31 protein-coding genes are annotated in these 21,184 nt (G+C 55.1%); all 31 read left to right on the top strand.

Annotation, left to right across the window (positions count from 1 at the left end; all coding sequences use genetic code 11):
- Positions 1-52: 52 nt before the first annotated feature.
- The 31 genes from rpoC (at position 53) to rpsD (ending at position 21,184) form a co-directional block, all read left to right on the top strand.
- Positions 53-4,252 carry a DNA-directed RNA polymerase subunit beta' gene (rpoC, locus tag AB4N85_RS18780; protein ID WP_016772940.1) on the top strand — a complete coding sequence of 1,400 codons (4,200 nt, stop codon included), beginning with the start codon at positions 53-55 and terminating at the stop codon, positions 4,250-4,252.
- 216 nt (positions 4,253-4,468) lie between these two features.
- Positions 4,469-4,840: a 30S ribosomal protein S12 gene (gene rpsL / locus AB4N85_RS18775; protein WP_003186084.1), complete on the top strand. Its 372-nt coding sequence runs from the start codon at positions 4,469-4,471 to the stop codon at positions 4,838-4,840.
- Positions 4,841-4,947: 107 nt separating this feature from the next.
- Positions 4,948-5,421 (top strand): 30S ribosomal protein S7, encoded by a 474-nt coding sequence (rpsG, locus tag AB4N85_RS18770; RefSeq protein ID WP_016772941.1) that lies wholly within the window; start codon positions 4,948-4,950, stop codon positions 5,419-5,421.
- Between the two features lie 30 nt (positions 5,422-5,451).
- On the top strand, positions 5,452-7,557 hold the full coding sequence (fusA, locus tag AB4N85_RS18765) for an elongation factor G (RefSeq protein ID WP_016772942.1): 2,106 nt from the start codon (positions 5,452-5,454) through the stop codon (positions 7,555-7,557).
- A gap of 31 nt (positions 7,558-7,588) precedes the next feature.
- Positions 7,589-8,782: an elongation factor Tu gene (gene tuf / locus AB4N85_RS18760; RefSeq protein ID WP_064361246.1), complete on the top strand. Its 1,194-nt coding sequence runs from the start codon at positions 7,589-7,591 to the stop codon at positions 8,780-8,782.
- 154 nt (positions 8,783-8,936) lie between these two features.
- Positions 8,937-9,248, top strand: a complete 312-nt coding sequence (gene rpsJ, locus AB4N85_RS18755; protein ID WP_003186070.1) for a 30S ribosomal protein S10 — start codon at positions 8,937-8,939, stop codon at positions 9,246-9,248.
- Positions 9,249-9,328: 80 nt separating this feature from the next.
- The gene (rplC, locus tag AB4N85_RS18750) at positions 9,329-9,964 is read left to right on the top strand and encodes a 50S ribosomal protein L3 (RefSeq protein ID WP_003228738.1); all 636 of its coding nucleotides are present in this window, start codon (positions 9,329-9,331) and stop codon (positions 9,962-9,964) included.
- A 12-nt stretch (positions 9,965-9,976) separates the two neighbouring features.
- On the top strand, positions 9,977-10,579 hold the full coding sequence (rplD, locus tag AB4N85_RS18745) for a 50S ribosomal protein L4 (protein ID WP_003228735.1): 603 nt from the start codon (positions 9,977-9,979) through the stop codon (positions 10,577-10,579).
- A complete protein-coding gene (gene rplW, locus AB4N85_RS18740) occupies positions 10,576-10,875 on the top strand; it encodes a 50S ribosomal protein L23 (protein ID WP_002555488.1) in 300 nt (99 codons plus the stop codon). The genes rplD and rplW overlap by 4 nt, the downstream gene beginning before the upstream one ends.
- Positions 10,876-10,889: 14 nt before the next feature.
- A complete protein-coding gene (gene rplB, locus AB4N85_RS18735; protein ID WP_016772943.1) occupies positions 10,890-11,714 on the top strand; it encodes a 50S ribosomal protein L2 in 825 nt (274 codons plus the stop codon).
- Positions 11,715-11,730: 16 nt separating this feature from the next.
- Positions 11,731-12,006, top strand: coding sequence for a 30S ribosomal protein S19 (gene rpsS / locus AB4N85_RS18730; protein WP_011336172.1), 276 nt, complete (start codon positions 11,731-11,733; stop codon positions 12,004-12,006).
- A gap of 11 nt (positions 12,007-12,017) precedes the next feature.
- Positions 12,018-12,350: a 50S ribosomal protein L22 gene (rplV, locus tag AB4N85_RS18725; RefSeq protein WP_003103908.1), complete on the top strand. Its 333-nt coding sequence runs from the start codon at positions 12,018-12,020 to the stop codon at positions 12,348-12,350.
- 13 nt (positions 12,351-12,363) lie between these two features.
- Positions 12,364-13,050 carry a 30S ribosomal protein S3 gene (gene rpsC, locus AB4N85_RS18720; RefSeq protein ID WP_003176422.1) on the top strand — a complete coding sequence of 229 codons (687 nt, stop codon included), beginning with the start codon at positions 12,364-12,366 and terminating at the stop codon, positions 13,048-13,050.
- Between the two features lie 12 nt (positions 13,051-13,062).
- A complete protein-coding gene (rplP, locus tag AB4N85_RS18715; RefSeq protein WP_003228729.1) occupies positions 13,063-13,476 on the top strand; it encodes a 50S ribosomal protein L16 in 414 nt (137 codons plus the stop codon).
- Positions 13,476-13,667: a 50S ribosomal protein L29 gene (gene rpmC, locus AB4N85_RS18710; RefSeq protein ID WP_002555481.1), complete on the top strand. Its 192-nt coding sequence runs from the start codon at positions 13,476-13,478 to the stop codon at positions 13,665-13,667. The genes rplP and rpmC overlap by 1 nt, the downstream gene beginning before the upstream one ends.
- Before the next feature lie 2 nt (positions 13,668-13,669).
- Positions 13,670-13,936, top strand: coding sequence for a 30S ribosomal protein S17 (rpsQ, locus tag AB4N85_RS18705; RefSeq protein WP_003194644.1), 267 nt, complete (start codon positions 13,670-13,672; stop codon positions 13,934-13,936).
- Between the two features lie 23 nt (positions 13,937-13,959).
- On the top strand, positions 13,960-14,328 hold the full coding sequence (rplN, locus tag AB4N85_RS18700; protein ID WP_002555479.1) for a 50S ribosomal protein L14: 369 nt from the start codon (positions 13,960-13,962) through the stop codon (positions 14,326-14,328).
- A gap of 11 nt (positions 14,329-14,339) precedes the next feature.
- On the top strand, positions 14,340-14,654 hold the full coding sequence (gene rplX, locus AB4N85_RS18695; protein ID WP_003186046.1) for a 50S ribosomal protein L24: 315 nt from the start codon (positions 14,340-14,342) through the stop codon (positions 14,652-14,654).
- A gap of 20 nt (positions 14,655-14,674) precedes the next feature.
- Positions 14,675-15,214: a 50S ribosomal protein L5 gene (rplE, locus tag AB4N85_RS18690; protein ID WP_003210069.1), complete on the top strand. Its 540-nt coding sequence runs from the start codon at positions 14,675-14,677 to the stop codon at positions 15,212-15,214.
- A 13-nt stretch (positions 15,215-15,227) separates the two neighbouring features.
- Positions 15,228-15,533, top strand: a complete 306-nt coding sequence (gene rpsN / locus AB4N85_RS18685; protein WP_003186042.1) for a 30S ribosomal protein S14 — start codon at positions 15,228-15,230, stop codon at positions 15,531-15,533.
- Positions 15,534-15,741: 208 nt separating this feature from the next.
- Positions 15,742-16,134, top strand: a complete 393-nt coding sequence (gene rpsH / locus AB4N85_RS18680; RefSeq protein WP_016772944.1) for a 30S ribosomal protein S8 — start codon at positions 15,742-15,744, stop codon at positions 16,132-16,134.
- Between the two features lie 12 nt (positions 16,135-16,146).
- Complete coding sequence (gene rplF / locus AB4N85_RS18675) at positions 16,147-16,680, top strand: 50S ribosomal protein L6 (protein WP_003228722.1); 534 nt, start codon at positions 16,147-16,149, stop codon at positions 16,678-16,680.
- 10 nt (positions 16,681-16,690) lie between these two features.
- Positions 16,691-17,041 carry a 50S ribosomal protein L18 gene (gene rplR, locus AB4N85_RS18670; protein ID WP_003186037.1) on the top strand — a complete coding sequence of 117 codons (351 nt, stop codon included), beginning with the start codon at positions 16,691-16,693 and terminating at the stop codon, positions 17,039-17,041.
- A gap of 3 nt (positions 17,042-17,044) precedes the next feature.
- The gene (rpsE, locus tag AB4N85_RS18665; RefSeq protein ID WP_007955637.1) at positions 17,045-17,545 is read left to right on the top strand and encodes a 30S ribosomal protein S5; all 501 of its coding nucleotides are present in this window, start codon (positions 17,045-17,047) and stop codon (positions 17,543-17,545) included.
- A 2-nt stretch (positions 17,546-17,547) separates the two neighbouring features.
- On the top strand, positions 17,548-17,724 hold the full coding sequence (rpmD, locus tag AB4N85_RS18660) for a 50S ribosomal protein L30 (RefSeq protein ID WP_003176408.1): 177 nt from the start codon (positions 17,548-17,550) through the stop codon (positions 17,722-17,724).
- A 3-nt stretch (positions 17,725-17,727) separates the two neighbouring features.
- On the top strand, positions 17,728-18,165 hold the full coding sequence (gene rplO, locus AB4N85_RS18655) for a 50S ribosomal protein L15 (protein WP_003228720.1): 438 nt from the start codon (positions 17,728-17,730) through the stop codon (positions 18,163-18,165).
- Complete coding sequence (gene secY, locus AB4N85_RS18650) at positions 18,166-19,494, top strand: preprotein translocase subunit SecY (RefSeq protein ID WP_016772945.1); 1,329 nt, start codon at positions 18,166-18,168, stop codon at positions 19,492-19,494.
- Between the two features lie 27 nt (positions 19,495-19,521).
- Positions 19,522-19,638 carry a 50S ribosomal protein L36 gene (gene rpmJ, locus AB4N85_RS18645; RefSeq protein WP_002555468.1) on the top strand — a complete coding sequence of 39 codons (117 nt, stop codon included), beginning with the start codon at positions 19,522-19,524 and terminating at the stop codon, positions 19,636-19,638.
- A 130-nt stretch (positions 19,639-19,768) separates the two neighbouring features.
- A complete protein-coding gene (gene rpsM / locus AB4N85_RS18640) occupies positions 19,769-20,125 on the top strand; it encodes a 30S ribosomal protein S13 (protein WP_003186020.1) in 357 nt (118 codons plus the stop codon).
- 30 nt (positions 20,126-20,155) lie between these two features.
- On the top strand, positions 20,156-20,545 hold the full coding sequence (gene rpsK / locus AB4N85_RS18635; RefSeq protein WP_002555466.1) for a 30S ribosomal protein S11: 390 nt from the start codon (positions 20,156-20,158) through the stop codon (positions 20,543-20,545).
- A gap of 18 nt (positions 20,546-20,563) precedes the next feature.
- Positions 20,564-21,184 (top strand): 30S ribosomal protein S4, encoded by a 621-nt coding sequence (gene rpsD / locus AB4N85_RS18630; RefSeq protein WP_003176404.1) that lies wholly within the window; start codon positions 20,564-20,566, stop codon positions 21,182-21,184.

Here is a 21,184-nt window from a genome sequence, read left to right as displayed (position 1 = left end):
ATCGAGAGCGGGGCAGGATTGCCCGCTCTCTGCTCCGCCAGGAGGAAAGGCCTTGAAAGACCTACTGAATTTGCTGAAAAACCAGGGTCAAGTCGAAGAGTTCGACGCCATCCGTATCGGATTGGCCTCGCCGGAGATGATCCGTTCGTGGTCGTTCGGTGAAGTTAAAAAGCCGGAAACCATCAACTACCGTACGTTCAAACCTGAGCGTGACGGCCTGTTCTGCGCCAAGATCTTTGGCCCGGTAAAGGATTACGAGTGTCTGTGCGGTAAGTACAAGCGCTTGAAGCACCGTGGTGTGATCTGCGAGAAGTGCGGCGTTGAAGTTGCACTGGCCAAGGTTCGTCGTGAGCGCATGGCGCACATCGAACTGGCTTCGCCGGTTGCCCACATCTGGTTCCTGAAATCGCTGCCGTCCCGTATCGGCCTGCTGATGGACATGACCCTGCGTGATATCGAGCGCGTTCTCTACTTCGAGAGCTATGTCGTTATCGATCCAGGCATGACCACCCTTGAAAAAGGTCAGCTGCTGAACGACGAGCAGTATTTCGAAGCGCTTGAAGAGTTCGGTGACGATTTCGATGCCCGCATGGGTGCTGAAGCTGTCCGTGAACTGCTGCACGCTATCGACCTGGAGCACGAGATTGGCCGTCTGCGCGAAGAGATTCCGCAAACCAACTCGGAAACCAAGATCAAGAAGCTGTCCAAGCGTCTGAAGTTGATGGAAGCCTTCCAGGGTTCCGGCAACCTGCCAGAGTGGATGGTGCTGACCGTTCTGCCGGTTCTGCCGCCAGATCTGCGTCCACTGGTCCCGCTGGATGGCGGTCGTTTCGCGACCTCCGACCTCAACGATCTGTATCGTCGAGTGATCAACCGTAACAACCGTTTGAAGCGCCTGCTGGATCTGTCGGCTCCGGACATCATCGTGCGCAACGAAAAGCGCATGTTGCAGGAAGCTGTCGATGCACTGCTCGACAACGGTCGTCGTGGCCGCGCTATCACCGGTTCCAACAAGCGTCCTCTGAAATCCCTGGCTGACATGATCAAGGGTAAGCAGGGTCGTTTCCGTCAGAACTTGCTCGGTAAGCGTGTTGACTACTCCGGTCGTTCGGTAATTACCGTAGGCCCGACCCTGCGTCTGCACCAGTGCGGTCTGCCGAAGAAGATGGCTCTCGAGCTGTTCAAGCCGTTCATTTTCGGCAAGCTGGAAATGCGTGGTCTGGCGACCACCATCAAAGCTGCCAAGAAAATGGTCGAGCGCGAACTGCCAGAGGTTTGGGACGTTCTCGCTGAAGTGATTCGCGAACACCCGGTTCTTCTCAACCGTGCACCGACCCTTCACCGTCTGGGTATCCAGGCGTTTGAACCGGTACTGATCGAAGGTAAGGCTATCCAGCTGCACCCGCTGGTCTGCGCCGCGTACAACGCCGACTTCGACGGCGACCAAATGGCCGTGCACGTACCGCTGACACTGGAAGCCCAGCTCGAAGCGCGTGCGTTGATGATGTCGACCAACAACATTCTGTCGCCAGCCAACGGTGAGCCAATCATCGTTCCGTCGCAGGACGTTGTATTGGGTCTGTACTACATGACTCGTGAAGCGATCAACGCCAAGGGCGAAGGTCGTGTGTTCGCGGATCTGCAGGAAGTCGACCGTGTGTTCCGTGCCGGCGAAGCTGCACTGCACGCCAAGGTCAAGGTTCGTATCAACGAAACCGTCAACGACCGTGACGGCAACAGCGTGAGCGGTACCCGTATCGTCGACACCACTGTCGGCCGTGCGCTGCTGTTCCAGGTTGTGCCGAAAGGTCTGTCGTTCGACGTCGTCAACCTGCCGATGAAGAAAAAGGCGATCTCCAAGCTGATCAACCAGTGCTACCGCGTGGTTGGTCTGAAAGAGACCGTGATCTTCGCTGACCAGTTGATGTACACCGGTTTCGCTTACTCGACCATCTCCGGCGTTTCGATCGGTGTTAACGACTTCGTTATCCCGGATGAAAAAGCCCGCATCATCGGTGCAGCCACCGACGAAGTGAAAGAGATCGAGAGCCAGTACGCCTCCGGCCTGGTAACCCAGGGCGAGAAGTACAACAAAGTGATCGACCTCTGGTCGAAAGCGAACGACGAAGTTTCCAAGGCGATGATGGCCAACCTCTCGAAAGAGAAAGTCATCGACCGTCACGGCGACGAAGTCGATCAAGAGTCTTTCAACTCGATGTACATGATGGCCGACTCGGGTGCGCGGGGTTCCGCAGCACAGATTCGTCAGCTGGCCGGTATGCGTGGTCTGATGGCCAAGCCGGACGGTTCCATCATTGAAACGCCGATTACTGCGAACTTCCGTGAAGGTTTGAGCGTACTTCAGTACTTCATCTCGACTCACGGTGCTCGTAAAGGTCTGGCGGATACCGCGTTGAAAACTGCGAACTCCGGTTACCTGACTCGTCGTCTGGTAGACGTGGCGCAGGATCTGGTTGTAACCGAGATCGATTGCGGCACTGAACACGGTCTGCTGATGACTCCGCACATTGAAGGCGGTGACGTTGTAGAGCCGCTGGGTGAGCGCGTATTGGGTCGTGTCATTGCCCGTGACGTATTCAAGCCAGGCACCGAGGACGTCATCGTTCCTGCCGGTACTCTGGTAGACGAGAAGTGGGTCGAATTCATCGAGCTGAACAGCATCGACGAAGTGATCGTGCGTTCGCCGATCAGCTGCGAAACCCGCTATGGCATTTGCGCCAAGTGCTACGGCCGTGATCTGGCTCGTGGTCACCAGGTGAACATCGGTGAAGCGGTCGGCGTTATCGCTGCCCAGTCCATCGGTGAGCCGGGTACCCAGCTGACCATGCGTACGTTCCACATCGGTGGTGCGGCAAGCCGTACTTCCGCAGCCGACAGCGTTCAGGTGAAGAATGGCGGTACCGTCCGTCTGCACAACCTGAAGCACGTCGAGCGAGTGGATGGTCACCTGGTTGCTGTGTCCCGTTCCGGTGAGCTGGCAATCGCTGACGATTTCGGTCGTGAGCGCGAGCGTTACAAGCTGCCGTACGGTGCTGTGATTTCGGTTAAAGAAGGTGACAAGGTCGACGCTGGCGCAATCGTGGCCAAGTGGGATCCGCACACTCACCCGATCGTTACCGAAATGAAAGGTACCGTGACCTACGTGGGCATGGAAGAAGGCATCACGATCAAGCGTCAGACTGACGAATTGACCGGTATGACCAACATTGAAGTACTCGACGCGAAAGATCGTCCTGCAGCGGGCAAAGAAATTCGTCCTGCAGTGAAGATGGTCGACGACAACGGCAAGGATCTGTTGCTGCCAGGCACTGACGTAATCGCTCAGTACTTCCTGCCAGCCAACGCCCTGGTCGGTGTGGCTGACGGTGCGAAGATTGCGATCGGTGATGTTATCGCTCGTATCCCGCAGGAAACTTCGAAGACCCGTGACATCACCGGTGGTCTGCCGCGTGTTGCCGACCTGTTCGAAGCGCGTCGTCCGAAAGAAGCGTCGATTCTGGCTGAAGTCAGCGGCACCATCGCGTTCGGTAAAGAGACCAAGGGCAAGCGCCGTCTGGTCATTACCCCGAACGACGGTAGCGATCCGTACGAAGAGCTGATTCCGAAGTGGCGTCACCTGAACGTCTTCGAAGGCGAACAGGTAAACCGCGGCGAAGTTATCTCCGACGGTCCAAGCGATCCGCACGACATCCTGCGTCTGCTGGGTGTGAGCGCGCTGGCCAAGTACATCGTCAACGAGATCCAGGACGTTTATCGTCTGCAAGGCGTGAAGATCAACGACAAGCACATCGAGACCATCCTGCGTCAGATGCTGCGTAAAGTTGAGATCTCCGAGTCCGGCGATTCCAGCTTCATCAAGGGCGACCAGATGGAACTGACTCACGTTCTGGTCGAGAACGAACGTCTGAGCGCGGAAGACAAGTTTGTCTCCAAGTTCACTCGCGTTCTGCTGGGTATCACCAAGGCGTCGTTGTCCACCGAATCGTTCATCTCGGCGGCTTCCTTCCAGGAAACCACTCGCGTACTGACCGAAGCGGCAGTCACCGGCAAGCGCGATTACCTGCGCGGCCTGAAAGAAAACGTAGTCGTGGGTCGTCTGATCCCGGCCGGTACCGGTCTTGCCTATCACAGCGAGCGCAAGCGTCGCCGTGATGCCGACAAGCCGTTGCGCGTAAGCGCCAGTGAAGTGGAAGCTGCACTGACCGAAGCGCTGAACTCGAGCGGTAACTGAGTTCTGCGATAAACGAGAGTGAGGCCCTGATCGCTCCGTTCGTCGAATCGAGACATCAAGTCAAGGTTCGATGGGAGGGGAGGTCGGGGCCTTGCCTTGACTGGAATCAAGATCCTCTTTAGACTCTTGATCCCCTAAATTTGGCGGGAATTCGTTCCTGCCATTTTGCTTTTCTTGCAAGACAATAGCGTCGCAAGACAACAGTGGAGCTAGTAGATGGCAACTATCAACCAGCTGGTACGTCAGCCGCGTAAGCGTATCGTCGAGAAATCCGACGTGCCTGCGCTGCAGAACTGCCCGCAACGTCGTGGCGTGTGCACCCGTGTGTACACCACCACGCCGAAAAAACCTAACTCGGCACTGCGTAAAGTATGCCGTGTGCGTCTGACCAACGGTTTCGAGGTTTCCTCGTACATCGGTGGTGAAGGCCACAACCTGCAAGAGCACAGCGTGGTACTGATCCGCGGCGGTCGTGTAAAAGACTTGCCAGGTGTTCGTTACCACACCGTTCGCGGCTCCTTGGATACTTCCGGCGTTAAAGGCCGTAACCAGGGTCGTTCGAAGTACGGTACCAAGCGTCCGAAGTAATCGGCCGTTTTGCAGATTTTTATTTTATTGAGTCGATAAGAGTAAGGTCGGGCACGCATCCTCTGGATCTGTCCCGAGCTAACCTGAAGACCGCTTGAGGGCTTATCATGCCAAGACGTCGCGTAGCAGCAAAGCGTGAGATTCTGGACGATCCGAAATACGGAAGCCAGATCCTCGCCAAATTCATGAACCACGTTATGGAAAGCGGCAAGAAAGCCGTTGCCGAGCGTATCGTTTATGGTGCCCTGGAAACCGTTGCGGCCCGTAAGGCTGGCACCGATCCCCTGGAACTCTTCGAAAAAGCACTCGACGCCATCGCTCCGCTGGTCGAAGTGAAGTCGCGCCGCGTTGGTGGTGCTACTTACCAGGTTCCGGTCGAGGTTCGTCCTTCCCGTCGTAACGCTCTGGCAATGCGCTGGTTGGTAGACTTCGCCCGTAAGCGCGGCGAGAAGTCTATGGCTCTGCGTTTGGCTGGCGAACTGCTGGATGCTGCTGAAGGTAAAGGTGCTGCTGTTAAGAAGCGTGAAGACGTGCACCGTATGGCCGAAGCTAACAAAGCTTTCTCGCACTACCGCTTCTAATTTTAGCTTCACTAATTTTGCGAGGGCTTTATGGCTCGTACTACTCCGATTAGCCGCTACCGTAACATCGGTATCGTCGCTCACGTGGATGCTGGTAAAACCACCACCACCGAGCGCGTACTGTTTTACACCGGCAAAAGTCACAAAATGGGCGAGGTGCATGATGGCGCCGCGACCACAGACTGGATGGTTCAGGAGCAGGAGCGTGGTATTACCATTACTTCTGCTGCCATTACCGCCTTCTGGAAAGGTTCCGAGAAGCAGTACTCTCACGAGCACCGTTTCAACGTAATCGATACCCCGGGCCACGTTGACTTCACCATTGAAGTTGAGCGTTCCCTGCGCGTACTCGACGGCGCTGTCGTTGTGTTCTGCGGTACTTCGGGTGTTGAGCCGCAGTCGGAAACCGTATGGCGTCAAGCCAACAAATACGGCGTTCCACGTCTTGTTTACGTAAACAAGATGGACCGTGCCGGCGCCAACTTCCTGCGCGTGATCGGTCAGATCAAGCAGCGTCTGGGTCACACTCCGGTGCCGATCCAGTTGGCCATCGGTTCCGAAGACAACTTCCAGGGTCAGATCGATCTGATCAACATGCAAGCTGTCTACTGGAACGACTCCGACAAAGGTATGGTTCCTGTTCGCAAGGACATTCCTGCCGAGCTGCAAGAGCTGGCGGAAGAGTGGCGCAACAACATGGTTGAAGCTGCCGCCGAAGCCAACGAAGAGCTGATGAACAAGTACCTGGAAGGCGAAGAGCTGTCGATCGAAGAGATCAAGGCTGCTTTGCGTCAGCGTACTATCGCCGGCGAAATCGTTCTGGCCGTTTGCGGTTCTTCGTTCAAGAACAAGGGCGTTCCCCTGGTTCTCGACGCCGTTATCGACTACCTGCCTGCTCCGACCGACATTCCTGCTATCAAGGGTTCCAACCCTGATAACGAGGAAGAAGAGATGGAGCGTCATGCAGACGACAACGAGCCTTTCGCGGCTCTGGCGTTCAAGATCGCTACCGACCCATTCGTGGGTACTCTGACCTTCGTCCGCGTTTACTCGGGCGTGTTGAACTCCGGCGACGGCGTGATCAACTCGGTCAAAGGCAAGAAAGAGCGCGTGGGTCGTATGGTGCAAATGCACGCAAACGCCCGTGAAGAGATCAAGGAAGTACGCGCTGGTGACATCGCGGCCCTGATCGGCATGAAGGACGTCACCACTGGTGAAACCCTCTGCAACGCTGACAAGCCAATCATCCTGGTTCGCATGGACTTCCCGGAGCCGGTTATTTCGGTTGCCGTAGAGCCTAAGACCAAGGATGACCAGGAAAAAATGGGTATCGCTCTGGGCAAACTTGCTCAGGAAGACCCGTCTTTCCGCGTTAAAACTGATGAAGAGACTGGTCAGACGATCATCTCCGGCATGGGCGAGCTGCACCTGGACATCCTGGTTGACCGGATGCGCCGTGAGTTCAACGTCGAAGCCAACATCGGCAAGCCTCAGGTTTCGTATCGTGAGCGCATCACGAAGAACTGTGAAATCGAAGGCAAGTTCGTTCGTCAGTCCGGTGGTCGCGGCCAGTTCGGTCACTGCTGGATCCGTTTTGCTCCTGCTGACGAAGGTCAGGAAGGTCTGCAATTCGTGAACGAAGTTGTAGGTGGTGTGGTTCCTAAGGAATACATCCCGGCTATCCAGAAGGGTATCGAAGAGCAGATGAAGAACGGCGTTGTTGCCGGCTATCCGCTGATCGGCCTGAAGGCTACCGTGTTCGATGGTTCTTACCACGACGTCGACTCCAACGAGATGGCGTTTAAAGTGGCTGCTTCCATGGCGACCAAGCAACTGGCCCAGAAGGGTGGTGGTGAGTTGCTCGAGCCGATCATGGCGGTAGAGGTTGTTACGCCTGAAGACTATATGGGTGATGTGATGGGCGACCTTAACCGTCGTCGCGGCATGATCCAGGGTATGGAAGACACAGTGTCCGGCAAGGTTATCCGTGCCGAGGTTCCACTGGGTGAGATGTTCGGTTATGCGACCGACGTTCGTTCCATGTCCCAGGGTCGCGCAAGCTACTCTATGGAATTCAAAAAATATGATACGGCTCCGTCGCACATCGTCGAATCCGTAACCAAAAAACAAGGCTGATTCAGCCCCTTTAGGCTAGGAGTTAATTGTCGTGGCTAAAGAAAAATTTGATCGTTCCCTACCGCACGTCAACGTTGGCACCATCGGTCACGTTGACCACGGTAAAACCACTCTGACTGCTGCTCTGACTCGCGTTTGCTCCGAAGTTTTCGGTTCTGCAATCGTTGACTTCGACAAGATCGACAGCGCACCAGAAGAAAAAGCTCGCGGTATCACCATCAACACCGCGCACGTTGAGTACAACTCGAAGATCCGTCACTACGCTCACGTTGACTGCCCGGGTCACGCTGACTACGTGAAGAACATGATCACCGGTGCTGCTCAGATGGACGGCGCTATCCTGGTTTGCTCGGCCGCTGATGGTCCGATGCCGCAAACCCGTGAGCACATCCTGCTGTCCCGTCAGGTTGGCGTTCCGTACATCGTGGTCTTCCTGAACAAGGCTGACCTGGTAGACGACGCTGAGCTGCTGGAACTGGTTGAGATGGAAGTTCGTGACCTGCTGTCGACTTACGACTTCCCGGGCGACGACACTCCGATCATCATCGGTTCGGCTCGTATGGCGCTGGAAGGCAAAGACGACAACGAGATGGGCACCACTGCCGTCAAGAAACTGGTTGAAACTCTGGATGCCTACATCCCAGAACCAGTTCGTATGATCGACAAGCCATTCCTGATGCCAATCGAAGACGTATTCTCGATCTCGGGTCGCGGTACTGTTGTGACTGGTCGTATCGAGCGCGGTATCGTTCGCGTTCAGGATCCGCTGGAAATCGTTGGTCTGCGTGACACCACCGTTACTACTTGCACCGGTGTTGAAATGTTCCGCAAGCTGCTCGACGAAGGTCGTGCTGGCGAGAACTGCGGCGTTCTGCTGCGTGGTACCAAGCGTGACGACGTTGAGCGTGGCCAGGTTCTGGTCAAGCCAGGTTCGGTCAAGCCGCACACCAAGTTCACCGCAGAAGTTTACGTTCTGAGCAAGGAAGAAGGCGGTCGTCACACTCCGTTCTTCAAAGGCTACCGTCCGCAGTTCTACTTCCGTACTACTGACGTGACTGGTAACTGCGAGCTGCCAGAAGGCGTTGAAATGGTAATGCCAGGTGACAACATTCAGATGACTGTTACCCTGATCAAAACCATCGCGATGGAAGATGGTCTGCGTTTCGCTATCCGTGAAGGCGGTCGTACCGTCGGCGCTGGCGTCGTAGCCAAAATCATCGAGTAAGACTTTTAAAGTCAGCTTGATGAGTTGAAAAAGCCCCCGCTCAGCGGGGGCTTTTTTATTGGGTTGACACCTATCGGGGGCGTCTATAGAATTGCGCCTCCTTTTAACGGGCGTATTGCGCCCGGTGGGAATAGCAGCCGGAGTCTGAAATCCAATGCAAAATCAGCAAATCCGTATCAGGTTGAAGGCTTTTGACCATCGCCTGATCGACCAATCAACCCAGGAAATCGTGGAAACCGCGAAACGTACTGGTGCTCAAGTGCGTGGTCCAATTCCACTGCCTACCCGTAAAGAGCGGTTCACCGTTCTGGTTTCCCCGCACGTCAACAAAGACGCGCGTGACCAGTACGAGATCCGCACTCATAAGCGTGTTCTGGACATCGTCCAGCCAACGGATAAAACCGTTGACGCGCTGATGAAGCTTGATCTTGCGGCCGGTGTGGAAGTGCAGATCAGCCTCGGCTAAGACTCGGTCTTGGTCGTGTAACGCTCTGAAATGGGCGGCCATAGCGGGTGAAAGCCCCGTACACTCATGAGGTTTACAACATGACTATTGGTGTAGTCGGTCGTAAATGCGGTATGACCCGTATTTTCACCGAAGAAGGTGTCTCCATTCCGGTCACGGTCATTGAGATCGAGCCGAATCGCGTCACCCAGTTCAAAACTGAAGAGACCGATGGCTATCGTGCAGTGCAAGTCACTGTCGGCGAGCGTCGCGCTTCGCGTGTAACAGCAGCTCAGGCTGGCCACTTCGCTAAAGCGAACGTTGCCGCTGGTCGCACCACCATGGAATTCCGCCTTGAAGAAGGCGAGTACCAGGCTGGCGATCTGATCAACGCTGAAATCTTCGCCGCTGGTCAACTGGTTGATGTAACCGGTCAGTCCAAGGGTAAAGGCTTCCAGGGTACGATCAAGCGTTGGAATTTCCGCGGGCAAGATAACACCCACGGTAACTCCGTATCCCACCGCGTCCCAGGCTCTATCGGCCAGTGCCAGACTCCTGGTCGTGTATTCAAGGGCAAAAAAATGTCCGGTCATATGGGCGCTGAGCGCGTGACCGTGCAGTCCCTGGAAGTAGTGCGCGTGGACGCTGAACGCAATCTGTTGTTGGTCAAGGGTGCTGTTCCTGGCGCTACTGGCGGCAACCTGGTTGTACGTCCAGCAGCCAAGGCTCGCGGTTAAGGGGAAGCTGACATGCAATTAAATGTAAATGACGCTCAAGCGATCGAAGTTTCCGAACTGACATTTGGCGGCGAATTCAACGAGACGCTGGTTCACCAAGCAGTCGTGGCCTACATGGCCGGCGGCCGTCAAGGTAGCAAGCAGCAGAAGACCCGTTCCGACGTTCGTGGTGGCGGCAAGCGCCCATGGCGTCAGAAAGGTACTGGCCGTGCTCGTGCCGGTACTATCCGTAGCCCAATCTGGCGTGGCGGCGGTACCACTTTCGCAGCTCGTCCACAGGATCACTCCCAGAAGCTGAACAAGAAGATGTATCGCGCAGCAATGCGTTCCATCCTTGCTGAGCTGGTGCGTACTGATCGTCTGGTCGTGGTTCAGGATTTCGCTGTTGAAACTCCGAAAACCAAAGATCTGCTGGGCAAACTGAACAACATGAGCCTGACCGACGTTCTGATCGTGTCGGACGCTGTTGATCAGAACCTGTACCTGGCTGCTCGCAACCTGCCGCACGTAGATGTACGTGACGTGCAAGGTTCCGATCCAGTTAGTCTGATCGCATACGACAAGGTGTTGATCACCGTGTCGGCCGTGAAGAAATTCGAGGAGCTGCTGGGATGAACCAGGAACGCGTATTTAAAGTTCTGCTTGGCCCGCACGTTTCCGAGAAGGCTACGGTTCTGGCAGACAAGAAAGGCCAGTTCGTTTTCAAGGTTGCTACTGATGCAACCAAGCTGGAAATCAAGAAGGCCGTCGAAAGCCTGTTCAGCGTGAAAGTAGAGCGCGTCACTACCCTGAACGTTCTGGGTAAGAGCAAGCGCACTGCTCGCGGTCTGGGCAAGCGTAATGACTGGAAGAAGGCAGTTATCTCCCTTCAGCCAGGCCAAGATCTCGATTTCAGCAGCAGTGCTGAGTAAGGAAGGGGTGCATCATGGCAATCGTTAAATGCAAACCGACTTCCCCTGGCCGCCGTTTTGTGGTCAAGGTGGTCAACCAGGAGCTGCATAAAGGCGCTCCTCACGCACCGCTGCTCGAGAAAAAATCGAAGTCTGGTGGTCGTAACAACAATGGCCGTATTACCACTCGTCACATCGGTGGTGGTCATAAGCAGCATTACCGTATGGTCGATTTCCGTCGCAACGACAAAGATGGCATCGTCGCCACTGTCGAGCGTATCGAATACGATCCAAACCGTACTGCTCACATCGCACTGCTGTGCTACGCAGACGGCGAGCGTCGCTACATCATCGCCCCTAAAGGCGTGAGTGCTGGCGACCAGCTGATCGCAGGCGCTCTGGCTCCAATCAAGCCAGGCAACGCTCTGCAACTGCGCAACATTCCAGTCGGTTCTACCGTACACGGCATCGAATTGAAGCCAGGTAAAGGTGCACAGATCGCTCGTTCCGCTGGTGCTTCGGCTCAGCTGATCGCTCGTGAAGGTGTCTACGTGACCCTGCGTCTGCGTTCCGGTGAAATGCGTAAAGTCCTGGCTGAATGCCGTGCGACCCTGGGTGAAGTCTCGAACTCCGAGCACAGCCTGCGTTCGCTGGGTAAAGCTGGTGCCAAACGCTGGCGTGGCGTTCGCCCAACCGTTCGTGGTGTTGCCATGAACCCGGTTGACCACCCACATGGTGGTGGTGAAGGTCGTACCTCTGGTGGTCGTCATCCGGTATCGCCATGGGGCTTCCCGACTAAGGGCGCGAAGACTCGTGGTAATAAGCGTACCGACAAAATGATCGTCCGTCGTCGCAAGTAAATAGAGGGATACGACAGTGCCACGTTCTCTGAAAAAAGGTCCTTTTATTGATCTTCACCTACTGAAGAAGATCGAAGTGGCGGCGGAAAAGAACGATCGCAAACCAATTAAAACCTGGTCGCGTCGTTCGATGATCCTGCCACAAATGGTCGGTCTGACCATCGCAGTACACAACGGTCGTCAGCACGTCCCAGTTCTCGTTAACGAAGACATGGTCGGCCACAAACTGGGCGAGTTCGCCGGTACCCGCAACTATCGCGGGCACGTGGCTGACAAGAAAGCCAAGCGTTAAGGGGTAAGGAAATGGAAGTAGCCGCTAAGTTGTCGGGCGCTCGAATCTCCGCCCAGAAAGCCCGCTTGGTCGCCGACCAGATCCGCGGGAAGAAGGTGGGCGAAGCGCTCAACCTGTTGGCTTTCAGCAGTAAGAAAGCCGCCGAGATCATGAAGAAAGTGCTGGAGTCGGCCGTAGCCAACGCCGAGCATAACGAAGGCGCAGACGTTGATGACCTGAAGGTCAGCACCGTTTTCGTCAACGAAGGGCGTTCGCTGAAGCGCATCATGCCACGTGCCAAAGGCCGTGCTGATCGCATCGTCAAGCGGTCTTGCCATATCACTGTCAAGGTTGCTGACAAGTAACGGAGTCGAAGAGATGGGTCAGAAAGTACATCCCATTGGCATTCGCCTGGGAATCGTCAAGGAGCACACCTCCGTCTGGTACGCAGACGGTCGGACTTATGCGGACTACTTGTTCGCAGATCTGAAAGTGCGTGAGTATCTCCAAGACAAACTAAAAAGCGCGTCCGTAAGCCGTATCGATATCCATCGTCCGGCCCAAACTGCACGCATCACCATCCACACCGCTCGTCCAGGTATCGTTATCGGGAAGAAAGGTGAAGATGTTGAGAAACTGCGTCAGGACCTGACCAAGCAAATGGGTGTGCCTGTGCACATCAATATCGAAGAGATCCGCAAGCCGGAGCTCGACGGTATGCTGGTTGCGCAGAGCGTAGCTCAGCAGCTGGAGCGTCGTGTAATGTTCCGTCGCGCTATGAAGCGCGCTGTACAGAACGCCATGCGCATTGGTGCCAAAGGCATCAAAATCCAAGTGAGCGGTCGTCTCGGCGGTGCTGAAATCGCACGTACTGAATGGTATCGCGAAGGTCGTGTGCCACTGCACACCCTGCGTGCCGACATCGACTATGCCAACTACGAAGCTCACACCACTTACGGTGTGATCGGTGTAAAGGTTTGGATCTTCAAAGGCGAAGTTATTGGTGGTCGCCAAGAAGAACTGAAACCACAAGCACCAGCGCCTCGTAAAAAAGCTGCTAAGTAAGGGGTACGCCAAATGTTGCAACCAAAGCGTACGAAGTTCCGCAAGCAGATGACCGGCCACAACCGTGGTCTGGCTCTGCGCGGTAGCAAAGTCAGCTTCGGCGAGTTCGCGCTGAAGTCTGTTGCTCGTGGTCGTCTCACCGCTCGTCAGATCGAGTCAGCGCGTCGTGCTCTGACCCGTCACGTAAAACGTGGCGGCAAGATCTGGATCCGTGTATTCCCGGACAAGCCGATTTCCAAGAAACCTCTCGAGGTTCGTATGGGTAAAGGTAAGGGTAACGTGGAGTACTGGGTTGCCCAGATTCAGCCAGGCAAAGTCCTGTATGAAATCGAGGGTGTTTCTGAAGAGCTGGCGCGTGAGGCTTTCGCCCTGGCTGCTGCAAAGCTGCCGCTCGCCACCTCCTTTGTTAAACGGACGGTGATGTGATGAAAGCGAATGAACTTCGTGAAAAATCCGCACAGCAGCTGAACGAGCAACTGCTCGGCTTGCTGCGCGACCAGTTCAATCTGCGCATGCAGAAAGCAACTGGCCAGTTGGGGCAGTCTCATCTGCTCTCGCAAGTTAAGCGTGACATCGCTCGCGTGAAGACTGTGCTCAACCAGCAGGCAGGTAAGTGATCATGGCTGAAGCCGAAAAAACTGTCCGTACGCTGACTGGCCGTGTTGTCAGCGACAAGATGGACAAAACCATCACCGTTCTGATCGAGCGTCGCGTAAAGCACCCGATCTACGGTAAATACGTTAAGCGTTCGACTAAGCTGCACGCGCACGACGAAACCAATCAGTGCCACATCGGCGACAAAGTCACTATTCGTGAAACTCGTCCGATGGCCAAGACCAAGTCTTGGGCGCTGGTTGATGTTCTCGAACGCGCTGTGGAAGTCTAAGGGCTAGGGGTCGGAGAAATTATATGATTCAGACTCAATCCATGCTCGATGTGGCCGATAACAGCGGCGCTCGCCGTGTTATGTGCATCAAGGTGCTGGGTGGCTCCCATCGTCGTTACGCTGGTATCGGTGACATCATCAAAGTTACCGTGAAGGAAGCAATTCCTCGCGGTAAAGTGAAAAAAGGCCAAGTGATGACTGCTGTTGTAGTCCGCACTCGTCACGGCGTACGTCGTGCTGATGGCTCCATTATCCGCTTTGATGGCAACGCTGCTGTTCTTCTGAACAACAAGCAAGAGCCGATCGGCACCCGTATCTTTGGGCCAGTGACCCGTGAACTTCGTACTGAGAAGTTCATGAAGATCGTCTCGCTCGCCCCAGAAGTGCTGTAAGGAGATCCGACATGCAAAAGATTCGTCGTGACGACGAGATCATCGTGATCGCCGGCAAAGACAAAGGTAAGCGCGGTAAGGTGCTGAAGGTTCTTGCTGACAACCGTCTGGTTGTTGGTGGTCTGAACCTGGTCAAGCGTCATACCAAGCCTAACCCGATGTCGGGCGTACAGGGCGGTATCGTCGAGAAAGAAGCGCCACTGCACGCTTCCAACGTCGCCATCTTCAACGGCGAAACCAACAAGGCTGACCGCGTTGGTTTCAAAGTAGAAGACGGTAAGAAAATTCGTGTCTTCAAGTCGACCCAAAAAGCGGTTGATGCTTGAACACTGCTAGGTAGAAGACCATGGCACGACTAAAAGAGATTTACCGGAAGGAAATCGCTCCGAAACTTAAGGAAGAACTTAAGCTTTCGAACGTGATGGAAGTTCCGCGCGTTACCAAAATCACCCTGAACATGGGTCTGGGCGAAGCGATCGGCGACAAAAAAGTCATCGAGCACGCTGTTGCTGACCTGGAAAAGATCACCGGCCAGAAAGTCGTTGTGACCTACGCTCGTAAATCCATTGCTGGCTTTAAAGTCCGCGAAGGATGGCCGATCGGCGTCAAAGTGACCCTGCGCCGTGAGCGTATGTACGAGTTCCTGGATCGTCTGCTGTCGATCTCCCTGCCTCGGGTTCGCGACTTCCGCGGCCTGAATGCCAAGTCCTTCGATGGTCGCGGCAACTACAGCATGGGCGTGAAAGAGCAGATCATTTTCCCGGAAATCGACTACGACAAGATCGATGCTCTCCGCGGTCTGGACATTACCCTGACCACCACTGCCAAGAACGATGATGAAGGCCGCGCTCTGCTGCGTGCTTTCAAATTCCCGTTCCGCAACTGATTGGAGTAGGAAAATGGCCAAGAAGAGCATGAAGAACCGTGAGCTGAAGCGTCAGCTCACCGTTGCCAAGTACGCCACCAAGCGTGCAGCGCTGAAAGCTATCATCGTCGATCTGAACGCAAGTCCAGAAGCGCGTTGGGAAGCTACCGTAGCTCTGCAGAAGCAACCACGTGACGCAAGCGCTTCGCGCATGCGTAACCGTTGCCGCCTGACTGGTCGTCCGCACGGCGTGTACCGCAAGTTCGGCCTCGGCCGTAACATGCTGCGTCAAGCTGCAATGCGTGGTGACGTGCCAGGTCTGGTTAAAGCCAGCTGGTAATTGTTGTCAAAGTCTCGATGTTCGGGTTCGCAAGAACCTGACCATCGGTGGCCTTGAATCTGAATCAAGCCCCTTTTGGGGCTTGATTCATTTCTGGGGTGTGTCTAGAATGACCGGCTCGCCTGAGCCCGTGTTTTTCTGCCCGGAAGTTCTCGGCGACAAGTAGTAGCCGCAAGGCTAATTTTTTTGTATTAGGAGCGTCTAGCCCATGAGTATGCAGGACCCGTTAGCGGACATGCTAACTCGAATCCGTAATGCCCAGATGGCTGAAAAGTCTGTCGTAAGCATGCCGTCTTCCACGTTGAAGGCTGCTGTAGCAAAAGTCCTGAAGGACGAAGGTTACATCGCGGATTTTCAGATCACCACCGACGCCAAGCCGTCGCTGTCCATCTCGCTGAAGTACTTCGAAGGCCGTCCGGTTATCGAAGAAGTGAAGCGCGTTAGTCGTCCAGGCCTGCGTCAGTACAAGTCCGTTGAAGATCTGCCGAAAGTTCGTGGCGGTCTTGGCGTGTCTATCGTCTCCACCAACAAAGGTGTGATGACTGATCGTGCTGCGCGCGCTGCCGGTGTCGGCGGCGAAGTTCTTTGCACTGTGTTCTAAGGGGGGATAAGCATGTCTCGCGTCGCTAAGAACCCCGTTAAGCTGCCAGCCGGTGTCGAAGTCAAATTCGCAGGCCAACAGCTTTCGGTGAAGGGTGCCAAGGGCACTCTTGAACTGAACATCCATTCGTCCGTTGAGATCGTTGAAGAAGCTGGTGAGCTGCGTTTCGCTGCTCGCAATGGCGATCAACAAACTCGCGCAATGGCCGGTACCACGCGTGCGTTGGTAAACAACATGGTCCAGGGCGTAAGCCAAGGCTTCGAGCGCAAGCTCCAGCTGGTCGGTGTTGGTTACAAAGCGCAAGCAAAAGGTCAGGTTCTGAACCTGGCTCTTGGCTTCTCGCACCCAGTGGATTACGAACTGCCGGAAGGCATCACCGCTGAGACTCCTAGCCAGACCGATATCCTGATCAAGGGCATCGACAAGCAGCTGGTAGGTCAAGTGGCCGCCGAGATCCGCGACTTCCGTCCACCAGAGCCGTATAAAGGCAAAGGTGTGCGCTACGCGGACGAAGTCGTCCGTCGTAAAGAAGCCAAGAAGAAGTAGGGCATAGCAAATGACCGACAAAAAAGTTACTCGACTGCGTCGCGCTCGCAAAGCACGCCTGAAAATGCACGAACTCGAAGTCGTGCGTCTCTGCGTGTTCCGCTCGTCGCAGCACATCTACGCCCAGGTCATCTCGGCCGACGGCAACAAAGTCCTGGCAAGTGCCTCGACTTTGGATAAAGAACTGCGTGATGGTGCCACTGGCAACATCGACGCGGCCACAAAGGTTGGCCAGCTGGTCGCTACGCGTGCTAAGGCCGCTGGCGTATCGCAAGTGGCTTTCGACCGCTCTGGCTTCAAGTACCATGGCCGCGTTAAAGCGCTGGCTGATGCTGCTCGTGAAGCTGGGCTGGAGTTCTAAGTTATGTCAAATAACGACCAAAAGCGCGACGAAGGCTACATCGAGAAGCTGGTTCAAGTTAACCGCGTAGCCAAAACCGTTAAAGGCGGCCGTATCTTCACTTTCACCGCGTTGACCGTGGTTGGTGATGGTAAAGGGCGTGTTGGCTTCGGCCGTGGCAAGTCGCGTGAAGTGCCTGCTGCGATCCAGAAGGCAATGGAAGCTGCTCGCCGTAACATGATTCAAGTTGACCTGAACGGCACCACTCTGCAGTACGCGATGAAGTCCGCTCACGGCGCTTCGAAGGTGTACATGCAGCCTGCTTCTGAAGGTACCGGTATCATCGCTGGCGGCGCTATGCGTGCTGTCCTCGAAGTTGCTGGCGTTCAGAACGTTCTGGCCAAGTGCTACGGCTCGACTAACCCGGTAAACGTGGTTCACGCCACTTTCAAGGGTCTGAAGGCTATGCAGTCTCCTGAGTCCATCGCTGCCAAGCGTGGCCTGCGTGTTGAGGAGATCAAGTAATCATGGCTACCGTTAAAGTTACGCTGATCAAAAGCATGACCGGCCGCATCCCTAACCACAAACTGTGCGTTAAGGGTCTGGGTCTGCGTCGCATCGGTCACACTGTAGAAGTCCAGGATACTCCCGAGAATCGCGGGATGATCAACAAGGCTTACTACATGCTGCGTGTCGAGGGTTAATCGATGAAACTCAATGATCTGAGTCCAGCGCCGGGTTCCCGTCGCGAAAAGCATCGTCCGGGCCGTGGTATCGGTAGTGGTTTGGGCAAGACTGGTGGCCGTGGTCACAAAGGTCAGACCTCCCGCTCCGGTGGCACCATCGCTCCAGGCTTTGAAGGCGGTCAACAGCCGCTGCATCGTCGTCTGCCTAAGTTCGGTTTCGTTTCCCTGAAAGCCATGGATCGCGCAGAAGTGCGTTTGTCCGAGCTGGCTAAAGTGGAAGGCGACATCGTTACTGTGCAGTCCCTGAAAGATGCCAACGTGATCAACGTCAACGTACAGCGTGTGAAAATCATGCTGTCCGGTGAAGTGACTCGCGCTGTCACTATCGGCAAGGGAATCGGCGCCACCAAAGGTGCGCGTGCGGCTATCGAAGCAGCTGGCGGCAAGTTCGAGGAATAAATGGCTAAGCAAGGTGCTCTCTCTGCGCTCGGCAAAGGCGGTATGTCTGAACTCTGGGCTCGTCTGCGTTTTCTGTTCCTGGCGATTATCGTCTACCGAATAGGCGCACACATCCCGGTTCCAGGTATCAACCCGGACCGACTCGCAGACCTGTTTCGACAGAATGAGGGGACCATTCTTAGCTTGTTCAACATGTTCTCCGGCGGCGCGCTGGAACGGATGAGCATCTTTGCACTGGGGATCATGCCGTACATTTCGGCATCGATCATCATGCAATTGATGACCGCCGTCAGCCCGCAGCTGGAGCAGTTGAAGAAGGAAGGTGAAGCTGGCCGTCGCAAGATTAGCCAGTACACCCGCTACCTCACCGTCGCTCTCGCTCTGGTCCAGGCTATTGGCATGTCCATTGGTCTGGCGGGGCAGGGCGTCGCGTTCACTGGTGACTTTGGCTTCCATTTCGTCGCGGTAACCACATTTGTGGCTGGTGCGATGTTCATGATGTGGCTGGGTGAGCAGATTACTGAGCGTGGTGTTGGCAACGGTATCTCGATGTTGATTTTTTCGGGTATCGTCGCCGGTCTTCCGAGAGCAATCGGGCAGTCTTTCGAGTCTGCGCGTCAGGGCGATATCAACATCTTCGCCCTGGTTGCCATCGGTTTGCTGGCAGTAGCGATTATCGGTTTCGTGGTGTTCATTGAGCGTGGTCAGCGTCGTATCGCTGTTCATTACGCCAAGCGTCAGCAGGGCCGCAAGGTTTTTGCTGCGCAGACAAGCCACTTGCCGCTGAAGGTGAACATGGCCGGTGTTATTCCGGCTATTTTCGCGAGCAGCATTTTGCTGTTCCCGGCTTCGTTGGGTGCCTGGTTCGGTCAGTCTGAAGGTATGGGCTGGTTGCAGGACATCTCGCAGTCGATCGCTCCTGGTCAGCCGTTGAATATTCTGCTGTTTAGTGCAGGGATTATTTTCTTCTGCTTCTTCTATACGGCGTTGATGTTCAATCCGAAAGACGTAGCGGAAAACCTGAAGAAGTCCGGTGCCTTTATTCCGGGCATTCGTCCAGGTGAGCAGTCTGCGCGCTATATTGATGGCGTTCTGACCCGCTTGACCCTGTTCGGTGCTCTTTACATGACGGCCGTGTGCCTGTTGCCCCAATTCCTGGTGGTTGCAGCAAACGTTCCGTTCTACCTTGGCGGGACCTCGTTGCTGATCGTGGTCGTGGTTGTGATGGACTTCATGTCCCAAGTACAATCGCACCTCGTTTCGCACCAGTACGAATCCCTGATGAAGAAAGCCAACCTGAAGGGTTACGGCAGCGGCATGTTGCGCTGAGTACCCATAAGGTTCGAGGAGTTGGTGATGAAAGTTCGTGCATCGGTGAAAAAGCTGTGCCGTAACTGCAAGATTATTCGCCGCGAAGGTGTTGTTCGAGTAATTTGCAGCGCGGAACCGCGTCACAAACAGCGCCAAGGCTGAGTGTGATTGTGCTTCAAGCCCGGTAGCTAGTGCGCTACCGGGTTGATTATTTGTTATTACAGCGATATTATCTCGCGCCCTATTTCTTGGCTTCCGGGGCGTAGGTAGCTGTCAATTGGAGTCCCACTGAATGGCCCGTATTGCAGGCGTTAACATTCCAGATAACAAGCATACTGTTATCTCGCTGACCTACATCTATGGTGTTGGTCGCACTACTGCGCAGAAGATCTGTGCAGTGACTGGGGTAAACCCAGCAGCAAAGATCAAAGATCTGAGCGACGAGCAAATTGAACAGCTGCGTGGCGAAGTGGCGAAGTTCACCACTGAAGGTGACCTGCGTCGCGAAATCAACATGAAAATCAAGCGCTTGATGGACCTCGGTTGCTATCGCGGTCTGCGTCATCGTCGTGGTCTGCCAGTACGCGGTCAGCGTACCAAGACCAACGCGCGTACCCGTAAAGGTCCGCGTAAGCCGATCCGCAAGTAATCGCCCCAGCGAATCGACAGGAATTTAATCATGGCAAAACCTGCTGCTCGTCCTCGTAAAAAAGTTAAAAAGACAGTGGTTGATGGCATCGCCCACATCCATGCATCTTTTAACAACACCATCGTGACCATTACCGACCGTCAAGGTAACGCTCTTTCCTGGGCTACCTCCGGTGGTTCGGGTTTCCGCGGTTCCCGCAAGTCCACCCCGTTCGCTGCTCAAGTAGCTGCTGAACGTGCTGGTCAAGCTGCGCTGGAATACGGCCTGAAAAACCTCGACGTCAACGTCAAGGGTCCAGGTCCAGGTCGTGAATCCGCAGTCCGCGCTTTGAACGGCTGTGGCTACAAGATCGCCAGCATCACCGACGTGACGCCAATCCCGCACAACGGGTGCCGTCCGCCGAAGAAGCGCCGCGTGTAATCCAGGAGATTGTAAAGAATGGCTCGTTACATTGGTCCAAAATGCAAACTCGCTCGTCGCGAAGGCACCGATCTCTTCCTGAAGAGCGGCGTGCGCGCGATCGAATCGAAGTGCAACATTGAAGCAGCACCTGGTATCCACGGCCAGCGCCGCGGTCGCCAATCCGACTACGGCACCCAACTGCGTGAAAAGCAGAAGGTCCGTCGTATCTACGGCGTTCTCGAGCGTCAGTTCAGCGGCTACTACAAAGAAGCTGCTGGCAAGAAAGGTGCAACCGGTGAAAACCTGCTGCAACTGCTCGAATGCCGTCTGGACAACGTTGTATACCGTATGGGCTTTGGTTCGACTCGTGCCGAATCCCGTCAACTGGTATCGCACAAGTCGATCAGCGTTAACGGTCAGACCGTAAACGTTCCGTCGTATCAGGTTCGTGCTGGTGACGTGGTTGCAGTTCGCGAGAAAGCAAAAAACCAGCTTCGCATTGTCCAAGCTCTCGATCTGTGTGCCCAACGTGGCCGCGTAGAATGGGTAGAAGTAGACACTGAGAAGAAGTCGGGCGTTTTCAAGAACGTTCCTGCTCGCAGTGATCTGTCCGCCGACATCAACGAAAGCCTGATTGTCGAGCTCTACTCCAAGTAA

The organism is Pseudomonas sp. H1_G08 (assembly GCF_054681355.1).
The sequence above is the reverse complement of the archived record's forward strand: the minus strand, read 5'-3'. Positions and strand labels throughout refer to the sequence as shown.

Bases quoted from the DNA above. Each gene is read 5' to 3' on its own strand.
- rpsL (WP_003186084.1), top strand. From the start codon at position 4,469: ATGGCAACTATCAACCAGCTGGTACGTCAGCCGCGTAAGCGTATCGTC.
- rpsG (WP_016772941.1), top strand. From the start codon at position 4,948: ATGCCAAGACGTCGCGTAGCAGCAAAGCGTGAGATTCTGGACGATCCG.
- fusA (WP_016772942.1), top strand. From the start codon at position 5,452: ATGGCTCGTACTACTCCGATTAGCCGCTACCGTAACATCGGTATCGTC.
- rpsJ (WP_003186070.1), top strand. From the start codon at position 8,937: ATGCAAAATCAGCAAATCCGTATCAGGTTGAAGGCTTTTGACCATCGC.
- rplC (WP_003228738.1), top strand. From the start codon at position 9,329: ATGACTATTGGTGTAGTCGGTCGTAAATGCGGTATGACCCGTATTTTC.
- rplD (WP_003228735.1), top strand. From the start codon at position 9,977: ATGCAATTAAATGTAAATGACGCTCAAGCGATCGAAGTTTCCGAACTG.
- rplW (WP_002555488.1), top strand. From the start codon at position 10,576: ATGAACCAGGAACGCGTATTTAAAGTTCTGCTTGGCCCGCACGTTTCC.
- rplB (WP_016772943.1), top strand. From the start codon at position 10,890: ATGGCAATCGTTAAATGCAAACCGACTTCCCCTGGCCGCCGTTTTGTG.
- rplV (WP_003103908.1), top strand. From the start codon at position 12,018: ATGGAAGTAGCCGCTAAGTTGTCGGGCGCTCGAATCTCCGCCCAGAAA.
- rpsC (WP_003176422.1), top strand. From the start codon at position 12,364: ATGGGTCAGAAAGTACATCCCATTGGCATTCGCCTGGGAATCGTCAAG.
- rplP (WP_003228729.1), top strand. From the start codon at position 13,063: ATGTTGCAACCAAAGCGTACGAAGTTCCGCAAGCAGATGACCGGCCAC.
- rpmC (WP_002555481.1), top strand. From the start codon at position 13,476: ATGAAAGCGAATGAACTTCGTGAAAAATCCGCACAGCAGCTGAACGAG.
- rpsQ (WP_003194644.1), top strand. From the start codon at position 13,670: ATGGCTGAAGCCGAAAAAACTGTCCGTACGCTGACTGGCCGTGTTGTC.
- rplN (WP_002555479.1), top strand. From the start codon at position 13,960: ATGATTCAGACTCAATCCATGCTCGATGTGGCCGATAACAGCGGCGCT.
- rplX (WP_003186046.1), top strand. From the start codon at position 14,340: ATGCAAAAGATTCGTCGTGACGACGAGATCATCGTGATCGCCGGCAAA.
- rplE (WP_003210069.1), top strand. From the start codon at position 14,675: ATGGCACGACTAAAAGAGATTTACCGGAAGGAAATCGCTCCGAAACTT.
- rpsN (WP_003186042.1), top strand. From the start codon at position 15,228: ATGGCCAAGAAGAGCATGAAGAACCGTGAGCTGAAGCGTCAGCTCACC.
- rpsH (WP_016772944.1), top strand. From the start codon at position 15,742: ATGAGTATGCAGGACCCGTTAGCGGACATGCTAACTCGAATCCGTAAT.
- rplF (WP_003228722.1), top strand. From the start codon at position 16,147: ATGTCTCGCGTCGCTAAGAACCCCGTTAAGCTGCCAGCCGGTGTCGAA.
- rplR (WP_003186037.1), top strand. From the start codon at position 16,691: ATGACCGACAAAAAAGTTACTCGACTGCGTCGCGCTCGCAAAGCACGC.
- rpsE (WP_007955637.1), top strand. From the start codon at position 17,045: ATGTCAAATAACGACCAAAAGCGCGACGAAGGCTACATCGAGAAGCTG.
- rpmD (WP_003176408.1), top strand. From the start codon at position 17,548: ATGGCTACCGTTAAAGTTACGCTGATCAAAAGCATGACCGGCCGCATC.
- rplO (WP_003228720.1), top strand. From the start codon at position 17,728: ATGAAACTCAATGATCTGAGTCCAGCGCCGGGTTCCCGTCGCGAAAAG.
- secY (WP_016772945.1), top strand. From the start codon at position 18,166: ATGGCTAAGCAAGGTGCTCTCTCTGCGCTCGGCAAAGGCGGTATGTCT.
- rpmJ (WP_002555468.1), top strand. From the start codon at position 19,522: ATGAAAGTTCGTGCATCGGTGAAAAAGCTGTGCCGTAACTGCAAGATT.
- rpsM (WP_003186020.1), top strand. From the start codon at position 19,769: ATGGCCCGTATTGCAGGCGTTAACATTCCAGATAACAAGCATACTGTT.
- rpsK (WP_002555466.1), top strand. From the start codon at position 20,156: ATGGCAAAACCTGCTGCTCGTCCTCGTAAAAAAGTTAAAAAGACAGTG.
- rpsD (WP_003176404.1), top strand. From the start codon at position 20,564: ATGGCTCGTTACATTGGTCCAAAATGCAAACTCGCTCGTCGCGAAGGC.